General features: G+C 44.4%; 28 protein-coding genes. 4 read left to right on the top strand and 24 right to left on the bottom strand.

Annotation, left to right across the window (positions count from 1 at the left end):
* Positions 1-23: 23 nt before the first annotated feature.
* The 11 genes from GK047_RS11505 to GK047_RS11455 form a co-directional block, all read right to left on the bottom strand.
* Positions 24-740 carry a TetR/AcrR family transcriptional regulator C-terminal domain-containing protein gene (locus GK047_RS11505; protein ID WP_163946000.1) on the bottom strand — a complete coding sequence of 239 codons (717 nt, stop codon included), beginning with the start codon at positions 738-740 and terminating at the stop codon, positions 24-26.
* A gap of 230 nt (positions 741-970) precedes the next feature.
* Positions 971-1,546, bottom strand: a complete 576-nt coding sequence (locus GK047_RS11500; RefSeq protein ID WP_240343907.1) for a polysaccharide deacetylase family protein — start codon at positions 1,544-1,546, stop codon at positions 971-973.
* A 408-nt stretch (positions 1,547-1,954) separates the two neighbouring features.
* Entirely contained in the window at positions 1,955-2,311 is a 357-nt protein-coding gene (locus GK047_RS11495; RefSeq protein ID WP_163945998.1) for a GIY-YIG nuclease family protein, read from the bottom strand.
* 30 nt (positions 2,312-2,341) lie between these two features.
* The gene (locus GK047_RS11490; RefSeq protein WP_163945995.1) at positions 2,342-3,097 is read right to left on the bottom strand and encodes a DUF2087 domain-containing protein; all 756 of its coding nucleotides are present in this window, start codon (positions 3,095-3,097) and stop codon (positions 2,342-2,344) included.
* A gap of 146 nt (positions 3,098-3,243) precedes the next feature.
* On the bottom strand, positions 3,244-3,648 hold the full coding sequence (locus GK047_RS11485) for a DUF6157 family protein (RefSeq protein WP_481856002.1): 405 nt from the start codon (positions 3,646-3,648) through the stop codon (positions 3,244-3,246).
* A gap of 28 nt (positions 3,649-3,676) precedes the next feature.
* Positions 3,677-4,225, bottom strand: coding sequence for a DUF1697 domain-containing protein (locus GK047_RS11480; protein ID WP_163945991.1), 549 nt, complete (start codon positions 4,223-4,225; stop codon positions 3,677-3,679).
* Between the two features lie 102 nt (positions 4,226-4,327).
* A complete protein-coding gene (locus GK047_RS11475) occupies positions 4,328-5,428 on the bottom strand; it encodes a GerAB/ArcD/ProY family transporter (protein WP_163945988.1) in 1,101 nt (366 codons plus the stop codon).
* Between the two features lie 17 nt (positions 5,429-5,445).
* The gene (locus GK047_RS11470; RefSeq protein ID WP_163945985.1) at positions 5,446-6,534 is read right to left on the bottom strand and encodes a GerAB/ArcD/ProY family transporter; all 1,089 of its coding nucleotides are present in this window, start codon (positions 6,532-6,534) and stop codon (positions 5,446-5,448) included.
* Between the two features lie 33 nt (positions 6,535-6,567).
* Positions 6,568-6,810 (bottom strand): hypothetical protein, encoded by a 243-nt coding sequence (locus GK047_RS11465; RefSeq protein WP_163945982.1) that lies wholly within the window; start codon positions 6,808-6,810, stop codon positions 6,568-6,570.
* 5 nt (positions 6,811-6,815) lie between these two features.
* Positions 6,816-7,997, bottom strand: coding sequence for a Ger(x)C family spore germination protein (locus tag GK047_RS11460; protein ID WP_163945979.1), 1,182 nt, complete (start codon positions 7,995-7,997; stop codon positions 6,816-6,818).
* Between the two features lie 33 nt (positions 7,998-8,030).
* Entirely contained in the window at positions 8,031-9,584 is a 1,554-nt protein-coding gene (locus GK047_RS11455) for a spore germination protein (protein ID WP_163945976.1), read from the bottom strand.
* 80 nt (positions 9,585-9,664) lie between these two features.
* Between GK047_RS11455 and GK047_RS11450 the strand changes: the two genes are divergently transcribed.
* Positions 9,665-9,832 (top strand): alpha/beta hydrolase, encoded by a 168-nt coding sequence (locus tag GK047_RS11450; protein WP_275901665.1) that lies wholly within the window; start codon positions 9,665-9,667, stop codon positions 9,830-9,832.
* 49 nt (positions 9,833-9,881) lie between these two features.
* On the opposite strand, the gene GK047_RS11445 is transcribed toward GK047_RS11450, so the two are convergent.
* The gene (locus tag GK047_RS11445) at positions 9,882-10,337 is read right to left on the bottom strand and encodes a GNAT family N-acetyltransferase (RefSeq protein WP_163945971.1); all 456 of its coding nucleotides are present in this window, start codon (positions 10,335-10,337) and stop codon (positions 9,882-9,884) included.
* A 25-nt stretch (positions 10,338-10,362) separates the two neighbouring features.
* Positions 10,363-11,187 (bottom strand): metallophosphoesterase family protein, encoded by an 825-nt coding sequence (locus GK047_RS11440; RefSeq protein WP_163945968.1) that lies wholly within the window; start codon positions 11,185-11,187, stop codon positions 10,363-10,365.
* A 146-nt stretch (positions 11,188-11,333) separates the two neighbouring features.
* Between GK047_RS11440 and GK047_RS11435 the strand changes: the two genes are divergently transcribed.
* Positions 11,334-12,113, top strand: coding sequence for a threonine/serine exporter family protein (locus GK047_RS11435; protein ID WP_163945965.1), 780 nt, complete (start codon positions 11,334-11,336; stop codon positions 12,111-12,113).
* Positions 12,110-12,535: a threonine/serine exporter family protein gene (locus GK047_RS11430; RefSeq protein ID WP_163945963.1), complete on the top strand. Its 426-nt coding sequence runs from the start codon at positions 12,110-12,112 to the stop codon at positions 12,533-12,535. The genes GK047_RS11435 and GK047_RS11430 overlap by 4 nt, the downstream gene beginning before the upstream one ends.
* A gap of 8 nt (positions 12,536-12,543) precedes the next feature.
* Here GK047_RS11430 and GK047_RS11425 read toward each other — a convergent pair whose 3' ends face one another.
* Complete coding sequence (locus GK047_RS11425) at positions 12,544-13,266, bottom strand: AAA family ATPase (protein ID WP_163945960.1); 723 nt, start codon at positions 13,264-13,266, stop codon at positions 12,544-12,546.
* 158 nt (positions 13,267-13,424) lie between these two features.
* Here GK047_RS11425 and GK047_RS11420 point away from each other — a divergent pair, with 158 nt between their 5' ends.
* Entirely contained in the window at positions 13,425-14,117 is a 693-nt protein-coding gene (locus tag GK047_RS11420; protein WP_163945957.1) for a class I SAM-dependent methyltransferase, read from the top strand.
* Here the strand turns inward: GK047_RS11420 and GK047_RS11415 are convergent.
* The 10 genes from GK047_RS11415 to hrpB form a co-directional block, all read right to left on the bottom strand.
* On the bottom strand, positions 14,114-14,653 hold the full coding sequence (locus GK047_RS11415; protein WP_240343906.1) for an NUDIX hydrolase: 540 nt from the start codon (positions 14,651-14,653) through the stop codon (positions 14,114-14,116). The genes GK047_RS11420 and GK047_RS11415 overlap by 4 nt on opposite strands.
* Positions 14,654-14,799: 146 nt before the next feature.
* A complete protein-coding gene (locus GK047_RS11410) occupies positions 14,800-15,597 on the bottom strand; it encodes an ABC transporter ATP-binding protein (protein WP_163945954.1) in 798 nt (265 codons plus the stop codon).
* 115 nt (positions 15,598-15,712) lie between these two features.
* Positions 15,713-16,156, bottom strand: coding sequence for a hypothetical protein (locus GK047_RS11405; RefSeq protein WP_205516771.1), 444 nt, complete (start codon positions 16,154-16,156; stop codon positions 15,713-15,715).
* A 73-nt stretch (positions 16,157-16,229) separates the two neighbouring features.
* Complete coding sequence (locus GK047_RS11400; RefSeq protein ID WP_163945952.1) at positions 16,230-16,562, bottom strand: ASCH domain-containing protein; 333 nt, start codon at positions 16,560-16,562, stop codon at positions 16,230-16,232.
* A gap of 64 nt (positions 16,563-16,626) precedes the next feature.
* Positions 16,627-16,782, bottom strand: a complete 156-nt coding sequence (locus tag GK047_RS11395) for a hypothetical protein (RefSeq protein ID WP_163945949.1) — start codon at positions 16,780-16,782, stop codon at positions 16,627-16,629.
* 105 nt (positions 16,783-16,887) lie between these two features.
* On the bottom strand, positions 16,888-17,880 hold the full coding sequence (locus GK047_RS11390; protein WP_163945946.1) for an aldose 1-epimerase: 993 nt from the start codon (positions 17,878-17,880) through the stop codon (positions 16,888-16,890).
* 185 nt (positions 17,881-18,065) lie between these two features.
* Positions 18,066-20,666 (bottom strand): glycosyl hydrolase family 18 protein, encoded by a 2,601-nt coding sequence (locus GK047_RS11385; protein WP_163945943.1) that lies wholly within the window; start codon positions 20,664-20,666, stop codon positions 18,066-18,068.
* Between the two features lie 277 nt (positions 20,667-20,943).
* The gene (locus GK047_RS11380; protein ID WP_346010324.1) at positions 20,944-21,198 is read right to left on the bottom strand and encodes a hypothetical protein; all 255 of its coding nucleotides are present in this window, start codon (positions 21,196-21,198) and stop codon (positions 20,944-20,946) included.
* The gene (locus tag GK047_RS11375; RefSeq protein ID WP_163945937.1) at positions 21,191-21,922 is read right to left on the bottom strand and encodes an alpha/beta hydrolase family protein; all 732 of its coding nucleotides are present in this window, start codon (positions 21,920-21,922) and stop codon (positions 21,191-21,193) included. Before GK047_RS11375 ends, GK047_RS11380 begins: the two co-directional genes overlap by 8 nt.
* A 42-nt stretch (positions 21,923-21,964) precedes the next feature.
* Positions 21,965-24,454 carry an ATP-dependent helicase HrpB gene (hrpB, locus tag GK047_RS11370; protein ID WP_163945934.1) on the bottom strand — a complete coding sequence of 830 codons (2,490 nt, stop codon included), beginning with the start codon at positions 24,452-24,454 and terminating at the stop codon, positions 21,965-21,967.
* Positions 24,455-24,566 lie beyond the last annotated feature (112 nt).

The following is a 24,566-nucleotide window of genomic DNA, read 5'->3' as shown; positions in this document are numbered from 1 at the left end:
AATCCACTACTAAACCAAAAGCTTTAGTATGGATTAACTAATTTCGCTTTAAAACCATCCAACAGCACTTGCAGTCCAAACATAAACTCAGTCTCCCAATCGCCAGTTGTCGTCGACGAAGCCATGCGAATCAGATGTGGAAATTGATCTTGCGGCAAACGTTTAAACGTCTGCGTGAACTGTTCGCACAACTCTTCAAAGGGAATGCCGCTGCGTTTGGCTAGTGAAGATAATTGCACCTCTTCGGCAACGAAGCTGAGGATATAATTTTTCACCATCCCGGACATCCATGGAATATGAACATCGTCAAATCCAGCCTGAACAAAGACATTATATAAGGCTTCAATTTGTCGTAAACGATCGTACCCTCTGGCTGTTGATGAATGAAACACGTCCACGGCGTCCTGAAAGGCGTGCAGTGCTTTACGAAAGCTCTGGGCCCAGTAAATAATCTGCTGATCCCACGCTAATGTTTCTTGCGGCCATTCCACTCGATTGCTTATTTGATCAGCTAACAACTGCAGGAGCTCTTCCTTATCTTTAACATGATAATAGAGCGAGGCTGCCTTAACGCCTAGGCTATCAGCAATTTTACGCATGCTAAGATCCTTTAAACCGACCTCATTCAGCATGCCCAGTGCTTTGCACACAATTCGTTCTCGATCCAAAGGGATATATAAAGTTATGTCGGTATCGGTTTGGATGCTTGTATGTATAGGATGAATTCGCCTTCTTGCCATTTCCATACCGCCCTTCTATGATGTCGGAATGCGAGTGAATAATCAATATTCAACCCACCTGATCATTATAACATAAGAGCTTAATCTAATTATATTAGATTAAGCTCACTTCGTTAAATTAAATCGCCCAACAATAAGACAATGGAGTGATTTTTATGAAATTCCTGTTGTCCGGTAATAAATTTGAAGCTCCAAATAACCGTACACACATTGTATGGTACGTCATTAAGTCAGGAGGCAGGACGAAGGAGCTTCTTCTTCCAAGTGCGAAAATAATCATCCCCATATACGACAATACGTGGAAGCTCAAGGGGTGGAAGCGATGAATCCACCCTGCCTTCCTGTGTTGTGAACGCATACCGGAATCCAGCCTCTCTAAGAATCTTCAACGTCTCCTCGTTATATTCGCCGTAAGGGAAAGCAAATACATCTGCTTTCCCCCCGAGCTGCTCTTCAAGCTGCTGACGCGAGTGCATAATCTCCTCGCGCTGCTTGTCTGCGTCCAGCAGAGGCAGATGCGGATGAGTCACAGTATGCGGCTGTATATCCCATCCAGCCGCGTGCATTTCTTTGATCTGCGGCCAACTAAGATATCCTGGCTGCCCAACGGCGCCGAGCGAGATGAAGAGTGTGGCTGGAAAGTTGTATTGCCGCAGAATAGGCATCGCCAGCTCGGCATTGTTGGCATACCCGTCATCGAACGTGAGTAGGACTGGCCTGGGTGGGGCAGCTTTTTGGTTCTGTAAGATGAGCGTAAAGTCATTCAGTGTAAGGGGGGTGAAGTGATGAACGGCGAGGTACTTCATCTGGCGTTCAAAGGCCTGCGGGCTAAGCACATAGCGGTTTCCGGGCGCGACGCCGATGCTGTGATAGTTGAGAATAGGAATGGTGACCACATGCTCGCTAGCCACCATAGTATCAGACGATGCAGTGGCCGAACCAGACACCAGCTTTACTGGGACTAATGGGTAAATTAAAAGCGTGAGCGACAGAATACCTGCAAGAAGGAGTGACTTTCTCATCATACTATAACCTCCGATTGTGAGTGCGTGTCTAGTTATCCCTCAGCCTATCCAACAGAGGATAAAACTATGTAAAATAAAAAGAGATTATGCCAGCTGCCAAGCAGCGAGCATAATCCCCTTTATCATTTCACAACTAAACACCAATTATAATTGCTCCTCAAGGTAACCTATTTCGTTCCCCTGCTAGACCTAGTTCAATTTCCGTTTATTGTAACCTTGTTCATCGAAAGGCTGTAACTGCTCCAACCACTTCTCCTCTAACTTTTTAAGCGCATCCACAGCGTCAAAGTAACCCGTTTCTTTTACTTCCAATACCTCCAACACTTCCAGAACGAAGTGATCGCCTCCGCACTCATTCCACTCTTTCTGCAAAGGTATGTTCTTATGGGTCCCCATCTCCAGTTCAAGCCGCTTACCGTTCATTGATCTTAAATTCTTTGTGCTGACGACCCATACTTTACCATTCATCGTATTTCGGACTTGAAAGACTCCAGCCTCTATCTTTGTTTCTTTATATTGCTGCTGCAATTCTTGTCTGCGATTCATACGTGTTGTCTCCTTCTAAGTTTATGTTAATTATCCCAGCAGCCAATATTGGCTGCCGTCTTCCTTACGATCCAGAAAGCCATATTCGATGAGGTACCTACGCACAGTCACGTAGTCATGATAAACAACTTCCAAGATCTCGTTGACTTCCTTTTCCTTATACCGTCGTTCCGGCTCGAAGTGCTTAGCAATTTCACGCAGAACGACAAGCTTATGCTTTTCCTGTTGTGAAAACGTGGTGATCGCACCTGACGGTCCCTCAGGAAAGTACTTTTTTACAATTTTATTGTATTCCTCTTGCGTCACATTGTAACGCTCATCAACCATTGTGGCCGTCTTGTGAATGTCAACAAAAGCTGGCGCATACTGATCCTTTTCTTTCAAAAGCTCCATCATTGCCAGAAAAACTTTGGCTTGTCGCTCTTTTTCCTTCAAGCCAAAACGATGATTCCGGATCGTCGAAGCGCTGCCGATTCCCATTTCTTTTTGAATCTCTCCATCGCTTTTCCCTTCAAAGAATAGCTTCAATAAGCTATTCTGATGTTCGGTTAAACCTGTCAGTTTTTTATCCAAGCCTATTAAGTAGTGAAAGACAGATTGATGCGTATGCTGTATATGATAATGCATATATTTTTCCGCTTCATAAAGCACACCCTCTTCTGGATAGATGATTCCAGACTCCGCCCGCTTCCCACATAATAGGCAAGTAAAATAGTGACCTTCTCGTACATAACCCTGTTTCAATTCATCCAGATTAGCCTGCCAGAATAATTCGGTAACCTCCATAAACAAACACTTCCTCGAAAAGTTTACTATATAATAGATATCTTATTATATTGTTTGTATTATTGTCAACCCAAAACTAAATACTAAGAACCCTCATACCGTTTTGTATGAGGGTTCTTCAATTAAGCAATCCATCTTATCTAGCATTATCCACGCGAACTCCGCATGGCATAAAACAGCTTTGGGCCATTCTCTGAATCTCCAGTCTCGATGAATTGCTGATACGCTTCAGACTCCATCGCGTAAAGGGCAATCTTCCCTTCTTGATTGTGATGAACTCCCCAGCCATGCTTCTTAGGAAGCATCGATGCTCTTAAACAAGGATGTTTCTTCTGGAAAAGCGCGGCGCGAATTTCTTCACCACGAACCTGAACCTCGCTATCAGGAATTTGCTTATGCCTAATATGAACTTCATAAATGAGATCTTCAAGCGTATATACATAAGGGTCTTGGGAGAGAAGCTCATATTGAATCAGATGCGCTGGCTTATTATCTTTTGAAGAGGTCGGCGCGACCCCTATTTCTACTGGACAATCGAGTGCGACTTTGATAAATGTATTTGTGATTTTCAGAGAAATGTTAGACCCCTCCTTCGGTTAGCTGGATGAGTTTATTGATGGTATCCCAATTTCTTGTCGTCGTGGTTACTCCTAGCTTTTTTTCAAAAAACGCATTACTGAATTTCGTCTTTCCATAGCTGCCACGGCACAATACGTAAACCTCTCTGTCTACAATGCGAAACTCATCCATTTCACTCTGAATAGATGCTGTCTTGATAACCGCATCAACCGTAGGCGTTCTCGTTAAGAATGTTACATATAATTGTTTAGATTCTAGATCAATAACTTCTTTATAAGGATTGCGCTGAACAACTTGCTCAAGCGCATCCTTTGTGCGAAGGAGAACTGGAACCTCAAATGAAAGAATTCGAGTCAATTCCTTCTCAATCACGCCCTTCAACACTTCCGCGTCTTCCTCCTCACTCTTAAAAACGACATTGCCACTTTGAATATAGGTACTCACATTTTGAAAATTCAGAGACTCAAAAAGGGCCCGTAAATGATCCATCTTAATCATTTTTTGGCCATTCACATTAATTCCGCGCAGTAGCGCTGCATAGGCGGGCATTTCAACCCCTCTTTCATCACAATCTTTGTTGAATTAAGTATACAATATTTCATCTATGTTTTAATAGCAGCTCCCATCTTCACAACTGTACATTCAACTGTTTTACGCTCGATACACTTTCAATTTTTTAAGTTGATCTATCGATACGATTAGAATGGGATAAATAACACCTATGAGTAGAGCTTGCGGAATCCATGTCTGCTCGTCCCATTTACTTTGGTAGGGGGTGCTCGGGTAAACGACGAAAGAGAGAACGGTGACGATAACACCGATTGGATAACAAAGATTTTTGTAGTCCTTAAGCTGAAACACCTCTGCAATCCCTTGCAAGGTAATATAAAAATACAAGGATAACTCGAAAAATATGGACACTAACCATAGAAATGCTATGATGACCTCAATACGTTGCAAAACATTACCGATATTAATTCTCTGAGCAAGCGCGTAGCTTGGATAAGCTTGCACGGCCGTGTTCTCTGGTCCAAGTACTAGGATACTTGTAACAACAAACGTAAACATCATGATTCCACTTACCAGTGCACCCACGATATAGCCTTTGGTCGCTTTTTGAATCGAGGCAACCTTATTGAAAAGAACATTGAACACGAAAAACGTTGTCATGTAAGAGTAGCTGCTGATTTTCAATGCACCCCGAATAACCGGCATGACGGTGACCTCTCCAATGGGTAAAATGAAATTGAACTGAACTTGTGGAATAATCACTACCATGAACAAAATAAATAAAAGTATAATCCATGGAAAAAAAATTTCTCCTGTTCGTGCAAGCACAATAACTCCTAGTTTAGCCCCCATTATAACGATTACCATGACTAGAATATGAGTAGCTTCGATCGGTGTCGTTGGCATGATTTGTGTAATTAAAAAATTGCCTACATAAAATAAAACTTGGCTGCTGAAGATTAAAGTAGTAAACGCAATCCCTAGTGACAGGCATTTGCCCAACCATTTACCGAAAATTTTCTCATTGATTTGAAATATGGTACAACCAGGATGCAGTTTTGAAATATAAATGTAGAGCCAACAAAGCACAATCCCTATCCCCACGCCGACTATTTCCAATATCCATGCGTCTTGCTTGGCTTCAGCTGCTAGTGCTGAAGGGATGATCAATATCGCTGTTCCAATAGAAAAAAGAATAACTAAAATCATGAATTGCCGTGGGGTCAACCGCTCAGTGCCCATACCTTCAAATCCCTTCTCTACTTTCCTCGCAGTCGACTTATCCCCAAAATTACGATAGGGTGAATGATTCCGAATACAATTACCAGTGGAATCCAGGTCATTTGATCCCATAACTGAATGTAAGCCTTATTTGGGTAGACCATTAAAGAGAAGACAATGACGATTAACCCCAGTGGAATGGCAAGAACTTTATAATTTTGGATACGAAACATATAAGCTATCCCTGAAAGGCCCGTATGAAAATAGAGCGTTAATTTAAAGAAAATTGAGATATACCATAAGATAGCTACCGTAACCTCAATTCGCTGCAGAAAATTACCAACGTTAATTTTTTTAGCCAACGCATACGTGGAATAGGATTGTCTGGCAGATTGATCAACACCAAGAACCAATACACTAAGAACTGCAATAGCTAACAAAATCATACCACTGGTAAGTCCACCAAAATAAAAAGATTTTGCAAAATTAATAGGAAATCGGGTATCTGGCGAAATCAAGCTATAGACAAGAAATAACGGTATGTACGAGTATGAAACAATAAAAGAGGTCGCTCGGATGATTGACTTCATGCTCGCTTCACCAACAGGTAGCATATTTTGCACATGAACCTGAGGCATAATAAAAATAAGCAGCAGAAAAAAAAATAATACAATCCATGGGAAAAATATTTCAGCCGTACGAGCCAAGTTGGTAATCCCCAATTTCACCCCAATAACCACAATTGTAATCATCAAGATGTGAATTGCTTGGATAGGCGTAGTTGGCATGATTTGGGTCGTCATGAAAATCCCAATATAAAACAAAACCTGAGCTCCCAGGACAGTAGATAGGCTAGCAAATAACAGGTTAATCCCCATGCCAAGCCACTTCCCGAGGACAATTTCGTTGATTTGGAATAAGTTAGCGCCTTCAAACCTCTTTCCAACCTTCACATAGAGCCAGAGGAGAATCATCCCCACGCTTATACCAGCAAGACCTGATATCCACGCATCCTGTTTGGCTTCAACAACTAACAAAGTCGGCACAACAAGAATGGTTGTTCCAACTGAAAACAAAATAATCATGATCATGAGCTGTCTAGACGTTAATGTGTTTGCATTGTTCATGCTTGGCCTCCTTCAGCACGATGGTTAGGTTACTTACCACTTTAATAATCCGATCTGTGCCAGCACCTTACTTAATGGCATGAGAACAATGCTGATCCACTCCGCTGGATTCGGCAGAGGTTTATTCATGCCCTTTAACGTGGCCAACACATTACCAAGCAGCAGCAATGAACCGTACACCCACACTTCCTTCCTATTCCCAGCCCTCCATAATCGAGGGATTTCCACCCATGCAATTACGATCGATATGAGAAGCACACATACACCAACTAACATGGCTACTACTCCTTTACATCGCCAACAACAGATTCGCCCATTGTCCCTGTCCCTCTAATTTGAACATTCACATCGATGTGCGTTTGCACTTTTTTAAAATAATTCCCCCAATCGTCTTTGACCCTCTTCCAGTACTTCTTGTCAGCACGATGAACAGCCTCTCCGAAGCCGAATATGTCTGTATCTAGGTTCTGCGCTTTTTTGATGATATGCTCCATCAGAGAACTCTCCAAATTAATGATTTCTTTGTTCAATTGAGTGATGGTATCTAATTTATCCAAATCGATCTTACACTCTACATCGGAGACATTCCCTTCAAACCTACTTTCAATAAATATTTCAGGTTTATTATTTTTGATTTTAGCATGCATTTTGGTCGTTACACGTGCAATATCGACCCCAATATTACCTCCGTTAGGACAAAGGACATGCACAGAAGATCGTCTGGATTTCCCCGAAATAATCGAGTAAGCCCGTGATTCTTTCTCATTCATCCAACCGATGAGCTTATCTTTTTTAAAGATCGCGTTGCCTGAGTATTGTAATCTCACAGGTGGCGTGGTGAAACTGATATTGCTTTCTTTAGCTCCTTCAGTAGGATATCCCGCTATCTGTATACCCGATACGACCGGGCTTCTTCCGGGTGTCACAAGTGCATCGGATAGTTCATCTAATTTGATAGCAACAGTAGGCGTCCATTCTTTTTTCGCAACCTCTAAAGAATTAAAAATGTAGTTAGCTGGAACCTTTTCTAAAGGTGTCATTACACTCAAAACATCCTTAGCTGAAGTGCCACGCGCAATCACCACATTGAAATCCGAACGAAATTCATTTCCTCTTTGCAAGTAGTCCATCGCTTTTACGATGCCCTTTTGGGCCAAATCCTCTGAGAAAACAAGGATACGTATATGTGCAAAATAAATTTTTCGAGAGATATTAGAAGTCATTCGTCTTACCGCTTCATTTAAAGTGACCCCTTTAGACGAATACACGATTACTGGTGTTTCTCGTTCTCCCTTCGCTTTCGATACATTGCTCGGATTAACGATCTGGACCGTCAATTCGAATTGATCCCCTGCCAAATCAATGCCTACACCTTCCGCGATTGCAATATCATTAAGTTCCTTACGACTCCAACATCCACTTAGAAGCAGGACGATGGCAAGTAAGCAAATGGCTAATCTCATGGTGATTTCACCTCCCCCCTCAACTTCACACTTCTAAGGTTTGAAGGACTTTTTACTCCCTTTTTTGACTACATTGCCCGATCGAACCGAAGATGTTCGTGAAAATAACATTTGAAAAGGTAATCGAAATAGAGCGTCCTTCTGTTTATCCAGCTCAAGTGGAGCGAATGGGCTTAAGTAGGGTACACCGAACGATTGCAAGCTGTTCATGTGCAGAATGAGTCCTAATAACCCCGCCAAAATTCCAAATAACCCGAATGAGGCTGCCAGAGCCATTAGTGGAAAGCGCAAAATACGGATCGCATTCGACAAATCATAGGAGGGAAAAACAAAGCTGCTAATGGCCGTTATTGAAACGACGATGACCATTGCTGCCGAGACGATGCCCGCTTCGACCGCGGCCTGCCCAATGACAAGCGTACCGACAAACGATAACGCAGAACCAATACTCCGCGGCATCCGGAGAGCCGCTTCCCGCAAAATTTCAAAGGTCAACTCCATTAATAAAGCTTCTATAAAGGCTGGAAATGGAATACCTTCTCTTTGTGCAGCCAGACTGATCAGAAGCTGCGTAGGCAGCATTTCTTGATGAAATGTAGTAATAGCTACGTATAGAGAAGGAGCTAGCAACGCAATCAGAAATCCGGCATACCTGAGCATCCTCACTAACGTGCTAATATCTACCCGATGGTAGTAATCTTCGGAAGCTTTAAGGAAAGAGCCGAACAGCGCAGGTGCAATAAGCACGAAGGGTGTGCCGTCTACGAGAATTGCAACTTTGCCTTGAACCAATTCAATAGCTATCACATCAGGGCGTTCCGAGTTATATACCGTTGGAAAAGGCGTCCATATTTCATCCTGTATGAGCTCTTCAATATTACTGCTCTCAAAAATGCCATCGATTTGAATTTGATTCAACCGATTACGCACTTCAGTAACTAATGCATCATTGGCGATTCCTTTTACATACATAATCGCGACGTCCGTCTGCGTAACGGAGCCAACCACCATGGATTCCACCCATAAATTAGGATCTTTAATCTTCCTACGGATTAACGCCGTATTCGTTCGCATTGACTCAGAGAAGGACTCTCTCGGGCCCCGTACGACGGTTTCGACAGATGTTTCCGTAACGCCTCGGTCTTTCCACCCCTTGGTAGCGGCTGCAAGTCCTACGGAAGAACCACCGAGCAAAATGACCGTATCGCCTGACAAAATATGCTGCAGCATCGCTTTCATATCGGTTACTTGTTTAATCTCACCAATGGTTAACGCATGCGATAGCAGCATATCATATGGATCTTTCTCAGGATCGACTTCCATCGTTTCGGTCATTATCGATCTCATAATAAAATCATTGACAACCGTAGCATTAACAAGCCCATCTGTATAAAGAATGGCTATAGGTTCCGTAATTGCGTAGAAGTTAAACTCCCTTACAATTAGGTCCGTGCTGTAGCCAAGGGTTTGCTGCGTATAAGCGATATTTTCTTGAATCGTTGAAAATAAGGGAATAGATGCAGAAGCAGGCACCGTCTTCTCTGGTAAGGGCTTTTTCTTCTTGGAGCTCAACCAATGAGCGAACATATGGGCTTCTCCGTATTCTTGGATGTAGTCTTACTTCCATTATTTCCTGATCTTTCCTAGGGTATGCGCGCTTGACTCAAATGCCTATTTCTACCGAATACCACATCATCCAAGGCGGGAACTACGCTCAGTTCGGCAGCTATGGCTTTCAAAAAGGGGATCTACCCGCCGCTATATCCGCTAAAGAACAACGCGATGCAACCATGAAATTCCTTCTCGACTGGGAGCAACAGATCGTTAATAAATAAGAAGGCAAAAAAGCGACGTTCCGATGAACGTCGCTTTTTGCCTTCTTATTCAGATCCTTTTTTCGTAGCATAAGCTGCCCTTACTTCCAATATATTCACCAAATGGATCAATTGGATAGTAACCATGCTTCGTATAAAGTGCAATCGCTTCTGGTTGAGCAGCGCCTGTCTCTAATCGCATAATGCGATAACCCGCATTCAGAGCTTGCTTCTCCAAGAATGCCAACAAGCTTGAAGCAATACCGCGATTCCGGTAATCTTTATCCACGAAAAAGCGCTTTAATTCAGTAGTCTCTGTATCAAATGGGCGCAAAGCGCCGCAGCCAACCGGCATCTCGCCTTCGAAAACAATAGCAAAAGTAATCCGTTCAACAGATGGATCATTGAAATCCACAAAATGGATTTCTTCAATGGGATAGCGCACCATTAGATCTTCGTCTAATTTAGAAATCAATTCCAATAAAAGAGGATTGGTGTAGCTGACGAGTTGAATATTTAAGCTCATTCTAGAGAAGCCTCCATAACACAGTTTAAATGGTAATCGTACTTATTCCGATTGGTGGAACTAACGGCTTCTTCGGATAGCCTAGGGATGCGTTAATGAAGCGGCACTGATGATGCACATAATCCATTCGCTGATGAATGTGACCGAAACACCATGTTTTATTAGCAAGTTGACTGGCATATTCAGCTCCATCAAAGTAATAAAAGCTTGTTGCAAGATCCAACTCCCTTCCCTCAGGCACCCTGCTCCAATCCGGTGAAACATGGGTTAGAATGACTTGCGAATTGGCAATAATCTTGTCAAGCTTCGCCTTTTCCTTCGTAAACATGTCCAGTGTTAATCTAGGCTTGCCTTGAATTCGAGAAAAATCATTCGAAACCTTCGTCCAATGTCGAAAAATATGATCCTTTGTCGATTTCAGCACTTGAATACCGTACTGCAAATCGTACCACATACCACAACCGCCATAGGTTACACCATCAAGCTCAACGCAATCCCCATCCAAGTAGGTAATACCAGGCAATTGGCTGGCAAGCAACTTCATTTCCTTCATGCGATCCATCGAATCTTGACCGCTTTTACCTGCGAGTGTCGCCTTGTCCAAATAATAATCGTGATTGCCAATAACAATTAGAATATTCGTATAATGTTCTTTCAAGAGCTTGAGGAAGATGTAATTCTGTTTGTTGCTATGGCCCAAATCTCCTGCAATGAGCAGTGTATTCGAGCAAGCTTCCGGCAGAATCTGCCTGATGAATTTCTTAATCCTCCTCTGCAGACTCCATAAACTACTCGTTTCCTTAACCCAAAAATCAAGATGAATATCTGAAATAAGATCAAATTGTGCCATACGATCCCTCTTTGCCAACTTTATATAGTGAGTTTACACCATAATGTGGCGTTCATCCACCCCTCCAAAAATGTTAAACAACTTGAAAGCCTTCTATGGGTGTACTATACTTTGGGCTAATACAACTCAGCTAGGAGATCATGCGAATGGATCATCCATCCAGTTCAACCTATGAAATAGCGCAAGTTTGTTTATTAGCTGGAAAAATCATGCTGGAAAATGGCGGGGAAACCTACCGCGTTGAAGATACGATGACACGTGTAGCTCATGCATTCGGCATTCCCAATGCACACAGCTTTGTAACCCCAACGGGGATCATATTTTCCATTGATGGACCCGAGCAAACGACGCGATTAATTCGAATATCCGAACGTTCAACAGATTTACGTAAAGTGACTGTCGTCAACGCCGTATCTAGACGAATCAGCCAAGGCGAGCTTACGGTCTCGGAAGCTTATCAATTGCTTGGGCAAATTGATGCAGCGAGCCCTGGGTACCCCATTTGGGTTAAAATCTTTGCGGCGGCTCTAGCTAGCGGATGCTTTTTAATCATGTTTAACGGCTCCTGGAATGACTTTATTCCCGCTTTTTTAGCTGGCGGTGTGGGCCTGTCTTTTCTCATTTACTTCCATCGCTTAGTGCCTATTAAGTTTTTCGCCGAGTTTCTAGCCTCTCTATTAATAGGAACTATGGCCTTTCTTTTTTTGAAAATCGGGCTAGGCCATGATTTGGATACAATCATTATTGGTTCCGTCATGCCTCTCGTGCCAGGACTTCTCATTACAAATGCGGTAAGAGACTTAATGGCAGGTCATTTCGTATCCGGACTTTCCAAAGGGGCCGAAGCATTTTTAACGGCTTTTGCTATTGGGGCTGGCATTGCTTTCGTTCTATCCTTCTACACAGGGGAGGGAATCCTAGGATGATTGAACAACTTCTCATGAGTTTCATTGCTTCCGCCGCTTTTGCCATTCTCTTTAATGTTCCGAGAGGGACACTCTTCCAATGCGGTTTTGTTGGTATGCTCGGATGGTTCTTGTATATTTCCTTTCTTAATCTTGCAGTCAATCCTATTATGGCGACTCTGGTCGCTTCCTTTTTCGTAACCGTCATGAGTCAAATATTTGCAAAGGTTTATAAAACGCCCATCATCGTATTCAGTGTCTCTGGCATCATTCCGCTAGTCCCAGGTGGCTTAGCCTACGATGCAATGAGAAATGTAGTCGAAAATCATTATGATTTGGCCGTTCAACTTGCTGCCAAAGCGTTTATGCTGTCAGGAGCCATCGCGATTGGGCTTGTATTCTCCGAGGTCATTAACCATGTCATTAGAAAAACCAGATTGTAACTGGACGCTCAATCAGCCATTAATTCTTTGAGGAATAGCTGGCGGTTTTCCATAAATCTACGCGTAATTTGATAGTGATCCGTATCTTCGAAACGGATGGGTTCGATTGGATGACGATCAAAATTATAGATATCCGCATCCGGGTACCCAAGTAATATTGGGGAATGCGTCGCAATAATCAGCTGTGCACTCTTCTGAAGCTCATGAATCAAGCTCAGGAAAGCAAGCTGCCTCATCGGAGATAATGCGGCCTCCGGCTCATCTAGTAAATAGATGCCCGGACGGCCGAATCGATTCTGGAACAAGGAAAAAAACGATTCGCCATGAGACTGCTCATGAAGCGATTTGCCTCCATAATATTGATAAATACCTGGGTCTTCCTTCGCAATTTCATCAATATGGGACGCGAATTGGTAGAATGACTCTGCCCTTAAGAAGAAACCGCCGCTAACCTTAGGCTTCCACGATAATCGTAAGTAATTGCCCAATCGAGCTTCGGATGCGTTGAGCTCATAGCTGTTATTACGACTTCCCCCGCCGGTATGAAAGCCACATTGGTATGCAATCGCCTCCAGCAACGTTGACTTTCCAGAGCCATTCTCACCTACGAAAAAAGTGACCCGCTTTTTCAGACTTAATCGGTCCAAATGCTTAATCGAAGGAATGTGAAAAGGGTACTGTTTCTCATTCGTTATGAGCTCCGATAATTTTGTGATTTCATGTAAAAACATTGTAGGATCACCCTTCAAAGTAAATATATTTTATAAGCAAACACTATTTCATAGCTTTTACCTATAAGAATCATTGGTTCTATATATTAGTTTTTTCCTACTATTTCCGCTAAGATCACTTCAAGTCCTTAATCCTACTTGAACGGAGTGAAGCAGCAATGGCTCAAGACTACTGCAATCCAATTAATACACAGTTTGATGAAATTGCAAGCAAATATGACACCCAACGAAAAATGCTTATCCCTTGTTTTGATGATTTGTATCAAATCGCATCTTCCCTTGTTCAGACGACCGCAGAAATACCAAATATCCTTGATCTAGGAGCGGGCACAGGGCTCTTCTCCAGCTTCATTCTAGCTAACTATGCCAGCGCTAAGCTTACCTTAATTGATCTCTCTGGAGCTATGCTGGATATCGCGAAGCAGCGTCTGGACTCCTTCGCACCCAATATCACTTATATTACCGGGGACTACTGTCAATATGAGTATCCTGAAGCTTACGATTGTATCATCTCTTCTCTCTCCATTCACCATTTGGAGGACGATGAGAAACATGCGCTTTACAAGCGGATTTTCTCGTTATTGAAACCAGGTGGCGTATTCGTTAACGCAGATCAAGTGCTAGGGGACAGTCCCTTTCTCCAAAGCCTGAACCGCTCTGATTGGGAAACGAAAATCAAAAAAACAGCTCTTGATCCCGAAGCACTGAAAGCTGCCTATGAACGAACCAAATTGGATAAAATGGCGACGCTTGATCAACAGCTGCGTTGGCTGCAAGAAGCAGGTTTCACCGATGTTGATTGTGTCTACAAGTACTACAACTTTGTCGTTATGCACGCCAGAAAAATTTAAATATACTTGGATAAATAACGCTTTCGGTAAGCTTCGTCTAGTTCTATTCTTGCTTCAACAAGAAGCGAATTAATGTCCACCAGTTGACCTTGTTCATACTGGCAATGATGGTCATAACAAGCGGAGTCTCCTAACGCGTAAGGTAAACATGTTGGGATATTCGTGGCAATGCCCAGGTTCTGCGCATGTGTAATCCAATCGAGATGCTTCCAATCCAGAATCCCTTCATCACTTCGAATGGGTGTTTCATAGTGTACAGCATTAGGCACCTCAGCCACATATAAATACATACCGCCGAAACTAGCGCCATCCACGATCCAGGTCACTAATCCTTTGAATGTTAACACATAGTCTGCTATACCCGTTTCCTCGGCAATTTCACGTATCATCGAAGCTCTGGGAAGTTCCCCTTGTTCAACTTTGCCCCCGATACCATTCCAGCAGCCCATCCAGCTTGGCTTTTCTCTGTTGAGCAGCAAGATGTGGCTGCCTCGCGTCATAAAACATATATTGTATGTAATCAAAGTGTCAGTCATCTCTACTCCTATTGTTCTTCAAGTAATTTGTTCATACTAGCCCTTAAACCTGCTGAAAATACGACCATATCTTGTACCCGCCTGACACTCAGAAGTTTCGAAGCACAAAAAAGACAGCCTACGCTCAGCTGTCTTCACCCGATCTATTATACCAGTGCTAATTCGTAAGGCAAGCAGAGTGGAGTACCCGTACGAGGATCTTCAACAATGTCAGCTTCGATGCCGAATACTTCGCGCAGCACGTCTGGCGTCACAACATCGTTAGGCGCCCCTTCACTCACGACTTTACCATTCTTAATCGCCACCACATGCTGAGCGTAGCGCGTCGCATGGTTCAAATCATGGACGACCATGATAATGGTTCGGCCTTCTTGCTCCCTCAGCTTCTCAAGCAGCTTCAGAACTTCAAGTTGATGTGCCATGTCGAGGAACGTTGTTGGCTCATCGAGCAGAACAATGTCGGTTTGCTGCGCAAGCGCCATCGCGATCCATGCCCGTTGGCGTTGCCCCCCGGACAATTGATCTACCGGACGATCTGCGAACTCGCTCATACCGGTAACTTCAATCACGTCACGGATGATGTTCCGATCTTCCTCGGTCAAAGAACCGAATCCTTTTTGGTGAGGGTAACGGCCGTAACCGACAAGCTCGGTAACAGTCAACCCCTCAGGAGCAACTGGATTCTGCGGCAAAATAGCAAGCTGCTTTGCCACTTCTTTTGTCGATTTTTTATGTATAGATTCCCCATCAAGCAATACGCTGCCGTTTTTAGGCTTTAGAATCCGTGCTAATGTTTTCAAAATCGTTGATTTACCTGAACCATTCGCTCCTACAAGTGCGGTAATTTGCCCAGAAGGGATGGACACATTCAAGCCCTCAACGATCATTCGATCATCATAGGCGATATCCAATTGCTGTGTAAATAAACGATCCTTTTTTTCCATATGTCCATTCCCCTATTCATTAACAAAGTGAGAATAATTATTGTTAAAATGATAATCATTCTCATTATAGGGGAGATACTACCCTATGTCAACGGAAACCGCATAATTGTTTTCTTTACCACAGGGTTGGCTTTGCCACCATGAACCACATCATTGACAACGTAATGAGTACATACCCGATCAATGCTCTACGAAGCTTGCTTACAAGTAGTGCACGATTTTCATGCGGGGCTTTCAGTTGTCTGAGTAGTGGAGAAAACGCACGGGCAATGAAGTACAAGGATGCAACCATAATTAACACGGTAATAATGATCCACGACGTATCCCACGTCCACGACGTAATCCAAGTCAAAATGATGCCCGTTGCCACAAGCACATGACCGGCATGCTTCGTTATCCGAACTGTTATTCGAAAAGGTTCCAAATATGCAGGGAGCCTGTCGAATTCCGCCGATTTTATTTGATGTAATAAAGGGAACAAAATAAAATAAGGACCAATACTCAGAACGACACTAAAAATGTGAAGATACAACAGAACAACATACCAAGACAACACCATCATCCATTCTTTAGGGTAGTGGAATCAATAAAACAGTGCAGATCCGCAGACCTACACTGTTACTTGCCATTAACTATTCAGCGAGCTCGAATTCGTGTACCCATACTTTCATTTGCGGCAGCCAAGGCATACCTGGGTGAATGGATAGGATACTATCTTTGTATTCCTCAACCGTTTCATGTCCTTCTGCTTTCGCATCCAGTACGGTCAAGTCGCCCAAAGATTGTTGATACACTTTCGTTACTGTAAAAGATTTGCCTTTAAGTTCCATCGATTCTCCGATATCCGCGTAACGCCCATTGCGTCTACATGCTGTTTTTTCGCCAGCAAGCACTTTTTCGACTTCGGCTTCTTTTGTGACCAAACGATCGATTGAACACGTTTTTGGTGGTAAGGTTTCGTTCATTGCTATCCCTCCTTTTGCCATTTCAACATTATATCGTATGGACGCTACAATGTCGATTAAACGGTTATTCGCGCAGCGCTTCCTTTAGCTTCGTTGACATCGTATCCATGGAGCTGACAGCAGGTCGCTTAACACTGCGCAGCTTAGCAATTTCTTGCTTCAACTTCACATTTTCTTCCGTAAGCCGCTCGATTTCTTTCCTAAGTTCCTCATTGTTCATTGCCTATTCTCCTATCTCACCCATTGAGAAACCCCTCTGAGCTTCAAAGAGAACCACATTAAATTCTCCCCAAGCATCACATGGGATATTCATTTTCCATTTCATTTATCCAATACAGTATAGGCGCCCCGTTTCTTCCCAAATCTCTCCTGGCTCCAAAGACACCAAGCCAATTTGGTCAGCTGGCAAATCAACGTTAGGCGCATTAACCAGATTCATTTGCGGTTCTGGACAAAAGAACCCTTCGGTTGCCCCGTTATTCCAGATCATCCATTGTTTATAGGAAGTTCCTACATCATACACTAGTTTTACACCTGCTCGTGAATCCGTCAACTCCATATAATTACGTCCATTTTGAGGAGATACCGTGTAATGGTTGTCCAACGATTCAAAAAACGGCGATATTCCGCCAACTTTTATCTTTTCTTCATTTTCTGACAAAGACTGAAATTCACCTGTCGGCAGCATTCTCTCATTCATTTCCCAACGATGCCCAATGGTCATTTTGAAAGAATAATCAGAGGCTTGGCTGTTTGGTGCAAATGGTGCGTTAATGGATGTATGGAAAGCCAATAAGCATGGCATTGAATCTTTGCCTTCATTATGTACACGAATGCGTTGGTGCAAACCGCTAGCGTCTAATGTATAGGTAAGACGGATTGTAAAGTCATGCGGTAAGTATGTATAGACTGAATGCCCTTCTCGCACCTGCAAAGCAAGCGTCACTTGACTCTCAGTTTCATCCGCAGAGAATTTCTCTACCCTCCATGGAATATTGTGAACAAACCCGTGCAGGTGATTTCCTGTCCTTGGTTCGTTAATGGGCAATTCATAGATTTTATCTTTCCATGGAAATTTGCCGTCCTCATACCGATTTGGTGGGAATAAGACTGGAATTCCATGAATGACAGGTCTTGCTTTAAATGCTTCCATTTCTTCTAACGTAGGTTCATGCAAGAAGTGATAGGCCTTAACAACATCTCTGAAAGCAATTAAGTTCGCGCCAATTTCCGGTAAAACTGCAGCTTCATAGCTTCCTGCTTGCAGCCAGATTGCTGATTCCCCTTGATACGTGCCAGCATAGGCTTTTATAGTCATGCTTACGTTTCTCCTCCCCTACCAACTGCCCACGCAGGTACTGGTTTATGTGAGTTTACTTTAATCCATTATGACAAAGGAAGTCAATGGACGAAAGTAGCACTCATATTGATAAATGTGACCTTTTCATCGTAACAAAGAAGAAGACCGCCACCCCTTTTGAGTGACGGTCTTCTCCTTTGACTTTAAGGAAGCAATTCTTGTTTTACGATATTTTGCAGCGTTTTGTTACGGTCACCCGAAGCTTCCCATGCCATCGCGCCACCCAATCCTTTGGATTTAATATAATCCACTTTTGCTTGAATAGATTGCTCATCATCATATGAAATATAAGTGCCACCGCTTGGATTGTATAAATAAGGGGTTTTAGTTACTGCGTTCCAATAACGCGTGTATCCATTTTTATTAATGTAATTTGCTTGCAAATCATAGAAATCGTAAGAACCTTTTTCCCAGGTACCTGTTTGTGAAACGCCTGTACATGGTTGGTATTGCCCCCCATTCACATTCGCACAACCTGTCCATCCACGGCCATAGTAAGCCAAGCCAAGTACGATCTTGGAAGCTGGTACACCCGCAGCCAAATAATTCGTAACCGCTTTGTCAATGTTGAAGTTGATAGGATCAGCAGTTGTATCTGCCGCATCATAATAGAGAGGCGCGTTCTGAGCTCCTTTCGTATCCCAGCCGCCATGGAAATCGTAACTCATCAGATTGATCCAATCCAGGATGGAAGCTAAGCTAGCAAGCTCATTATTGCCAATAAAGCTCGGTCCTGCACCGGAAGCAATCGTCAAATAATAGTGCTTGCCATCTGCTGCTCCAGCAGTATCGAGCTCGGCACGGACCGCTTGAAGAAGTAGAACGTAGTTCTGTTTGTCGGCAGCACGATAGCTATTCCCAGCCAAACCTCCGCCAACTGGGTATTCCCAATCTAAGTCAACGCCATCAAATTGGTATTTCTTAATAAAAGAAACGGCTGACTTCGCAAAATTTGAGCGTGTCGTTGGATCAGCTGCGACATCAGAGAAGCGGTTCGACCACGTCCAACCACCGACGGAGATAATCGTTTTCACATTAGGATTCGCTTGTTTTAATTTCACAAGCTGATTAAAGCTTCCTTTAATCGGCGTTTCCCATGTATCGCCTGGATAGGACATGCCTGTATCAGCCCATGTATCGCCTTGTACGATCGTACCATTTGGTACATTGATATTGCCGACTTCATCGGCGCATGCCCATGTTGAAGGATTAGGACCTGTTGGATCAGGGTTACCGTGTCTGCCATTCCAACAAATGTCGGCGAAAGCATAGTTGATTACATTGGATTTCGTTGGATCCATATTTGGTACTTTGAATCCGCGCCCATAAACAGCCCATTCCGGATAATAAGTAACGATTTTCGTACCCGTTAATCCACCAGAGTTGGCAGCTGTTTTAACAGAAAGCGCGCTGCTAGCCGCTGATATATTGCCTGCCGCATCCTTGGCTTTAACTGTGAAGGAATACGTCGTGTCCGCGGTCAGACCTGTAACTGTAAAAATTGTGCCTGTAGCTGTACCCACACTTGTCATCCCTTGATAGATCGTATAGCCTGTTACCCCTACATTGTCAGTAGATGCAGTCCACGAAAGCGCAACGGAAGTCATTGTAACAGCCGAAGAACTTAAGTTCGTTGGCGCAGTGGGCGCCTGGCTATCTCCTGGCACCGTTGGAATCGTGCCTGTCACAGCTGCGCTTGCTGCCGATACGTTTCCAGCAGCATCCTTGGCTTTGACCGTGAACGTGTACGCTGTTCCAGCAGTTAGGCCAGCAGCCGTAAATGTCGTAGCTGTTGACGTACCTGCTAACGTTGTGCCTTTGTACACATCATAGCCTGTTACACCCACATTATCCGTTGATGCGGTCCATGACAACGAAATCGAAGATGATGTAGTTGCCGTTACACTCAGGTTCGTTGGTACTGTTGGCGCTTGAATGTCTCCTGGCACCGTTGAAGTCGTTCCTGTCACAGCTGCGCTTTCTGCCGATGCGTTACCAGCAGCATCCTTTGCTTTGACCGTGAACGTGTAAGCGGTTCCGGCAGTTAAACCCGTAGCCGTAAATGTTGTAGCTGTTGCCGTTCCTGCTAGTGTCGTGCCATTGTAGACATCATAGCCTGTTACACCAACGTTATCAGTCGATGCTGTCCATGACAACGAGATTGAAGTTGGTGTGGTAGCCGTTACACTAAGGTTCGTTGGTGTTGTTGGCGCCTGGGTGTCACCTGGCACCGTTGAAGTCGTTCCTGTCACAACTGCACTGGCCGTAGATACGTTACCTGCTGCATCCTTCGCTTTGACTGTGAACGAATAAGAAGTAGCAGCAGTTAAGCCACTAGCTGTGAACGTCGTTCCAGTTGCCGTACCTGCCAAAGTTGCGCCCCTGTAAACATCATAGCCTGTTACACCCACATTATCTGTCGATGCTGTCCATGACAACGAAATGGACGTGGTCGTTGACCCTGTTGCAATCAAGTTCGTTGGAGCTGTCGGTGCTTGCGTATCGATGCTGCCACCGGTTTGCAGTTTCCATAACGCAGGCACGTTAGGCGGTTCCCAACCATTTACTGATGTATGCCCTTGCAAACAACTGTAGTTGGATCCTCCATACGTTACGATATCACCCGCTTGATAGCTTGTGTTTGGTGCCCATGCGCCCGCTCCTAAAGCAGTACTAGGTACTAGTGTGAAAATGAGTAAGAAAGTGAGCAGGATAGCTAAGGTTCGCTTGCGATTGACCGTCATTAATTTAACCTCTTTTCATTTTGTTTTTTGTAACCGCTTACAACACTGAAATGATTAATTCGTTCAAAATTCTCTCCCTTCTGTGCAAAATGTCTTACACATTCATTATTCATCGGTTACGCAATTTCTGGAACGGATAATTTTCCATTTGTTCGGGATAATTTTGAGTTTACCCGTTTAATAAACAAACTCGGAGCGTAATTGCCGCTCCGAGCTTATTTGGAAAGCTATTTATCTTCTTCAGAATGTCCATAGGAATTTCGGGGCAGCTTTCTTTTTAAAGCGTATTCTGAGCAGCTTCTACCAGTTTATCAAAATATTCGTCCTCTTCCAGCATTTCCTCAACGGCAAGAATATCTTCCTCTTTGCCTGATTCCTTCTTAAAATTCAACGCATAGCTCCAGTCTTTGTTCCGTTTGCTGTGAAGCGTTATTTCATACGGAAATGAATGTCCTTTCACCGTGAACTCAACATGTCCGACATATCCATCCTCTTTACTGTGTTCCATTGAAGCTTTAATAATTTCAATCATGTTCATCTTCCTTTTCTATTGGTATTTTGATTTGTGAGAGCGCGTTTTGTAAAAAAGTCCATAGGGCACTCATTGTTGAGCTTAAATTCGTTGAACCATTAAAAACATACGGTTCATGGTTTCTAAAATAATCTGCATGTCCACCTACAATGGACACTACCTCTCGATGATCGGGTGCTGTCTTCAAGCGATTCCACCGCCACCAGCCCCAACCTGCTCGCTCCCAACCGCCCCATGTTCCAACTAGCGGAATGGGATCTATTTGTTTTCCTGTTGGACTCACGGCCTTGAGATAAAGGACTTTCTCTTTAAGTGATGCTGGAATGGCAGTTTTAGGCGAGCCGATTTGAACGACACCTACCAACAATCTGCTTAAGTTTTGAAGCTGTTCGGCTGCATGAACAGAAGCTACCGCCCCTCCGCTATGACCGATCAAAAGCAAGCGATCCTCAGCTTGTGAGGTTTGCTCGATGATCTCGAACAAGCCTTTCCCTCCATGGACAGAACTGCGTTGACGTAAGGCGCACCAAAGGTCACTGCCAATTTCCCGAAGCTGAACCCTGCGTTTTATTGACCAATCCCCATAAGGAAAATGAACAATAATCTGGGAAGTCCAGCCTGCTTGCTCTAAGGAGGTTGCCAGCTCTTCAGCGAAAGCTTGTAAGAAATTTGGAGCAGTAGCAAAACCAGCCGATATATAAATGGATATTCTTTCTGACATCATCGGCTCGTCCTTTCTTCTCTGTTTCCTTAACTACCTTGCGACTTACGTCCGCGGCTTGGCGCGATTGGTCGGTATGGCGACCATGGGATCATCTGGCCAGTAGTGTTTGGGATAACGACCCTTGAGGTCTTTTTTCACCTCGAAATACGCTTCGCGCCAGAAACTGGCTAAATCTTTGGTTACTTGAACAGGACGTTGAGCTGGTGAAAGCAGATGCAAAGTGACAGGTATTCTCCCTTTGGCGATTCGCGGCGTATCCTCAAGACCAAACATTTCTTGGAGTCTAACAGATAGGGTAGGCGATTCAAGGGCACTATAGTCAACTGGAATCCGAGAACCACTTGGCACCTGAATATGTGTTGGCGCCCATTCCTCAATCCCTCTGCGTTGTTCCCAACTGAGCATTTCTTCTAAGATTTCGTTTAGCTTCAACCGCTGAATATCGCTTTTGCTTTTCATTCCATATAGATGAGGTCCTAACCAGTCTTCAAGCCGAGTAAGTAAAGCACAATCGCTCATATCAGGCCAATTCCCATCAAAATGATGCAAGAACGTAACCCGTTGCTGCAGCTGTCGCGCACTGCGAGACCAAGGTAATATTTCCAGCGATTCTGTCATTATACCAGTAATGAGGGCTTGCAGCAGCGATTCAGGTTGCGTTTCCTGAAGTGGAGCTTCTTTTAAAGTTAAAGCGCCTAACCGAATACGTTCTCTCGCTTTTACAGATTGGGTTTCTTGATTCCACGTAACCTCTTGTTCTTTAACTAATTGTTCGAAAAACGCATTCAGCAATTCATCTTCCTTAACCGGAGCGGCTGAATAGATTCTGCTTTCAACGCCGTAATCATCTAACTCGACTGCAACCAAATACCGCTCATTAGAAAGTATTTGCAGTTCAGGCAGATGAGCCCCACGGCCATTGCTGAGCAGAAAACGCCCTGTAGAACGTCGCTGCGCGATGCGATCAGGATAAGCGAAGGCGAGCAGCAATCCACATGCATCTGACCTTTCCTTGCCACTCGTTCGGATACCGAGCGACTGCTGAAGCCCTTTGGCTTCCGCCGAAATACGTCGACAAAGGCCAATATCAATATCCGCGACCTGCTCCTGTTTGACAGCGCTCCAGAGCATTTCGATGCGGGAGCGCAAATCCGCATCGCGATCTTTGGCAGCGCGCATGAAATTACGCTCGCCCAGCATCACGGCGAGTTCGCACGCCATCGTGCCGAGTTCAAGAGGTACAGCTTGTAGCACCATGTGCGCAAGTCGGGGGTGTAAGCCTAACTCCGCGAGGCGCCTGCCATGCGGCGTTAGGCTCCCCCCTTCATGCAGAGCTCCGAGCTGCATAAGCAGTTCCCGCGCCTGCCCATAGGCAGCTGCAGGCGGCGGGTCGAGCCAGACCAGGGCAGCTGGGTCAGGCACACCCCAGGCGGCCAGTTCCAGCGCAAGCGGCGCTAGTTCCGCTTCGAGGATTTCCGGCGTACCGCTCGGCGGCAGCTGCCGGTGCTCTTGCTCGGTCCATAGGCGGTAACACACGCCTGGCCCGAGTCGGCCAGCCCTACCTCTGCGCTGATCCGCAGAAGCCTGTGAAACAGGCACCGTCGCTAGACGTGTCATGCCCGTACGTGGAGAAAAGCGCGGTACTCGCATGAGTCCGCTATCGATAACGACCGTAACTCCATCAACGGTCAAGCTAGTCTCCGCAATGGAAGTCGCTAGCACGACTTTCCGATGACCCGGAAGACAAGGCGCCAAGGCCCGATCTTGCGCTTCCTGTGAAAGATTTCCATAGAGAGGAGCAATAACGACTTCTCTACTTTCCTTATGCGCCAAAAGACTGCTTGCAACCCGATGGATTTCTATCGCACCTGGCAGGAAAACTAGTAAACTACCCTCATGTTGCACAAGGGCATGCTGAATGCTTTTGACAACAGCTAGCTCCAACTTGCCTTCAATTTTCCGATCGTGATAATAGGTTTCAATAGGATACGTGCGTCCTTCACTTTGGATAATTGGAGCGTTATCCAGCATAGCAGCAACTGGCTTAGCTTCCAGCGTCGCCGACATAATAATTATACGTAGGTCTTCCCTAAGAAGCGTTTGCGATTGTCGACATAACGCTAAGCCTACATCCGCATGCAGGCTGCGTTCATGAAACTCATCAAAAATGACAACGCCGACTCCTTCTAAAGCAGGGTCATGTTGCAGCATCCGAGTAAGAACGCCCTCCGTTATAACTTCAATGCGTGTTTGCGCGCCGACACGGGTATCGTTCTTCATTCGATAGCCAATTGTTTGTCCGACTTGTTCATTTTGCCGACTCGCCATATAACGTGCAGCGGCCCGTGCAGCTAATCTCCGTGGTTCCAACATGAGTATTTTCTGTCCCTTCAACCATGGCTCATGGAGAAGGGCAAGCGGTACTTGCGTTGTTTTACCCGCTCCAGGCTGAGCAATCAAAACAGCGCAGGCATTTGTCTTTAGTGCTTCTTTTAATTCGGGAAGGACTGATTCAATTGGGAATTCATTCATAGGTACTCACTCCGCGACTTCTATGGTCATTCTATTCATCGTTGGTTTGTTTCTTTGGCCTGTTCCTAGTGTCTTCATTCGTGTATACTGGATTAGAATCTGGTCACTAAAG

Origin of the sequence: Paenibacillus sp. SYP-B3998, assembly GCF_010820665.1 — a bacterium.
GTDB lineage: Bacteria > Bacillota > Bacilli > Paenibacillales > NBRC-103111 > Paenibacillus_E.
The sequence above is the reverse complement of the archived record's forward strand: the minus strand, read 5'-3'. Positions and strand labels throughout refer to the sequence as shown.

Coding starts and splice junctions, on each gene's coding strand:
- GK047_RS11500 (WP_240343907.1), bottom strand. CDS start 1,546: ATGAAGTACCTCGCCGTTCATCACTTCACCCCCCTTACACTGAATGAC.
- GK047_RS11450 (WP_275901665.1), top strand. CDS start 9,665: ATGCCTATTTCTACCGAATACCACATCATCCAAGGCGGGAACTACGCT.
- GK047_RS11505 (WP_163946000.1), bottom strand. CDS start 740: ATGGCAAGAAGGCGAATTCATCCTATACATACAAGCATCCAAACCGAT.
- GK047_RS11385 (WP_163945943.1), bottom strand. CDS start 20,666: ATGACGGTCAATCGCAAGCGAACCTTAGCTATCCTGCTCACTTTCTTA.
- GK047_RS11415 (WP_240343906.1), bottom strand. CDS start 14,653: ATGACTGACACTTTGATTACATACAATATATGTTTTATGACGCGAGGC.
- GK047_RS11395 (WP_163945949.1), bottom strand. CDS start 16,782: ATGAACAATGAGGAACTTAGGAAAGAAATCGAGCGGCTTACGGAAGAA.
- GK047_RS11495 (WP_163945998.1), bottom strand. CDS start 2,311: ATGAATCGCAGACAAGAATTGCAGCAGCAATATAAAGAAACAAAGATA.
- GK047_RS11440 (WP_163945968.1), bottom strand. CDS start 11,187: ATGGCACAATTTGATCTTATTTCAGATATTCATCTTGATTTTTGGGTT.
- GK047_RS11410 (WP_163945954.1), bottom strand. CDS start 15,597: ATGGAAAAAAAGGATCGTTTATTTACACAGCAATTGGATATCGCCTAT.
- GK047_RS11390 (WP_163945946.1), bottom strand. CDS start 17,880: ATGACTATAAAAGCCTATGCTGGCACGTATCAAGGGGAATCAGCAATC.
- GK047_RS11490 (WP_163945995.1), bottom strand. CDS start 3,097: ATGGAGGTTACCGAATTATTCTGGCAGGCTAATCTGGATGAATTGAAA.
- GK047_RS11425 (WP_163945960.1), bottom strand. CDS start 13,266: ATGTTTTTACATGAAATCACAAAATTATCGGAGCTCATAACGAATGAG.
- GK047_RS11430 (WP_163945963.1), top strand. CDS start 12,110: ATGATTGAACAACTTCTCATGAGTTTCATTGCTTCCGCCGCTTTTGCC.
- GK047_RS11470 (WP_163945985.1), bottom strand. CDS start 6,534: ATGAACAATGCAAACACATTAACGTCTAGACAGCTCATGATCATGATT.
- hrpB (WP_163945934.1), bottom strand. CDS start 24,454: ATGAATGAATTCCCAATTGAATCAGTCCTTCCCGAATTAAAAGAAGCA.
- GK047_RS11480 (WP_163945991.1), bottom strand. CDS start 4,225: ATGCCCGCCTATGCAGCGCTACTGCGCGGAATTAATGTGAATGGCCAA.
- GK047_RS11435 (WP_163945965.1), top strand. CDS start 11,334: ATGGATCATCCATCCAGTTCAACCTATGAAATAGCGCAAGTTTGTTTA.
- GK047_RS11465 (WP_163945982.1), bottom strand. CDS start 6,810: ATGTTAGTTGGTGTATGTGTGCTTCTCATATCGATCGTAATTGCATGG.
- GK047_RS11455 (WP_163945976.1), bottom strand. CDS start 9,584: ATGTTCGCTCATTGGTTGAGCTCCAAGAAGAAAAAGCCCTTACCAGAG.
- GK047_RS11375 (WP_163945937.1), bottom strand. CDS start 21,922: ATGATGTCAGAAAGAATATCCATTTATATATCGGCTGGTTTTGCTACT.
- GK047_RS11380 (WP_346010324.1), bottom strand. CDS start 21,198: ATGATTGAAATTATTAAAGCTTCAATGGAACACAGTAAAGAGGATGGA.
- GK047_RS11475 (WP_163945988.1), bottom strand. CDS start 5,428: ATGGGCACTGAGCGGTTGACCCCACGGCAATTCATGATTTTAGTTATT.
- GK047_RS11400 (WP_163945952.1), bottom strand. CDS start 16,562: ATGAACGAAACCTTACCACCAAAAACGTGTTCAATCGATCGTTTGGTC.
- GK047_RS11405 (WP_205516771.1), bottom strand. CDS start 16,156: ATGGTGTTGTCTTGGTATGTTGTTCTGTTGTATCTTCACATTTTTAGT.
- GK047_RS11460 (WP_163945979.1), bottom strand. CDS start 7,997: ATGAGATTAGCCATTTGCTTACTTGCCATCGTCCTGCTTCTAAGTGGA.
- GK047_RS11420 (WP_163945957.1), top strand. CDS start 13,425: ATGGCTCAAGACTACTGCAATCCAATTAATACACAGTTTGATGAAATT.
- GK047_RS11445 (WP_163945971.1), bottom strand. CDS start 10,337: ATGAGCTTAAATATTCAACTCGTCAGCTACACCAATCCTCTTTTATTG.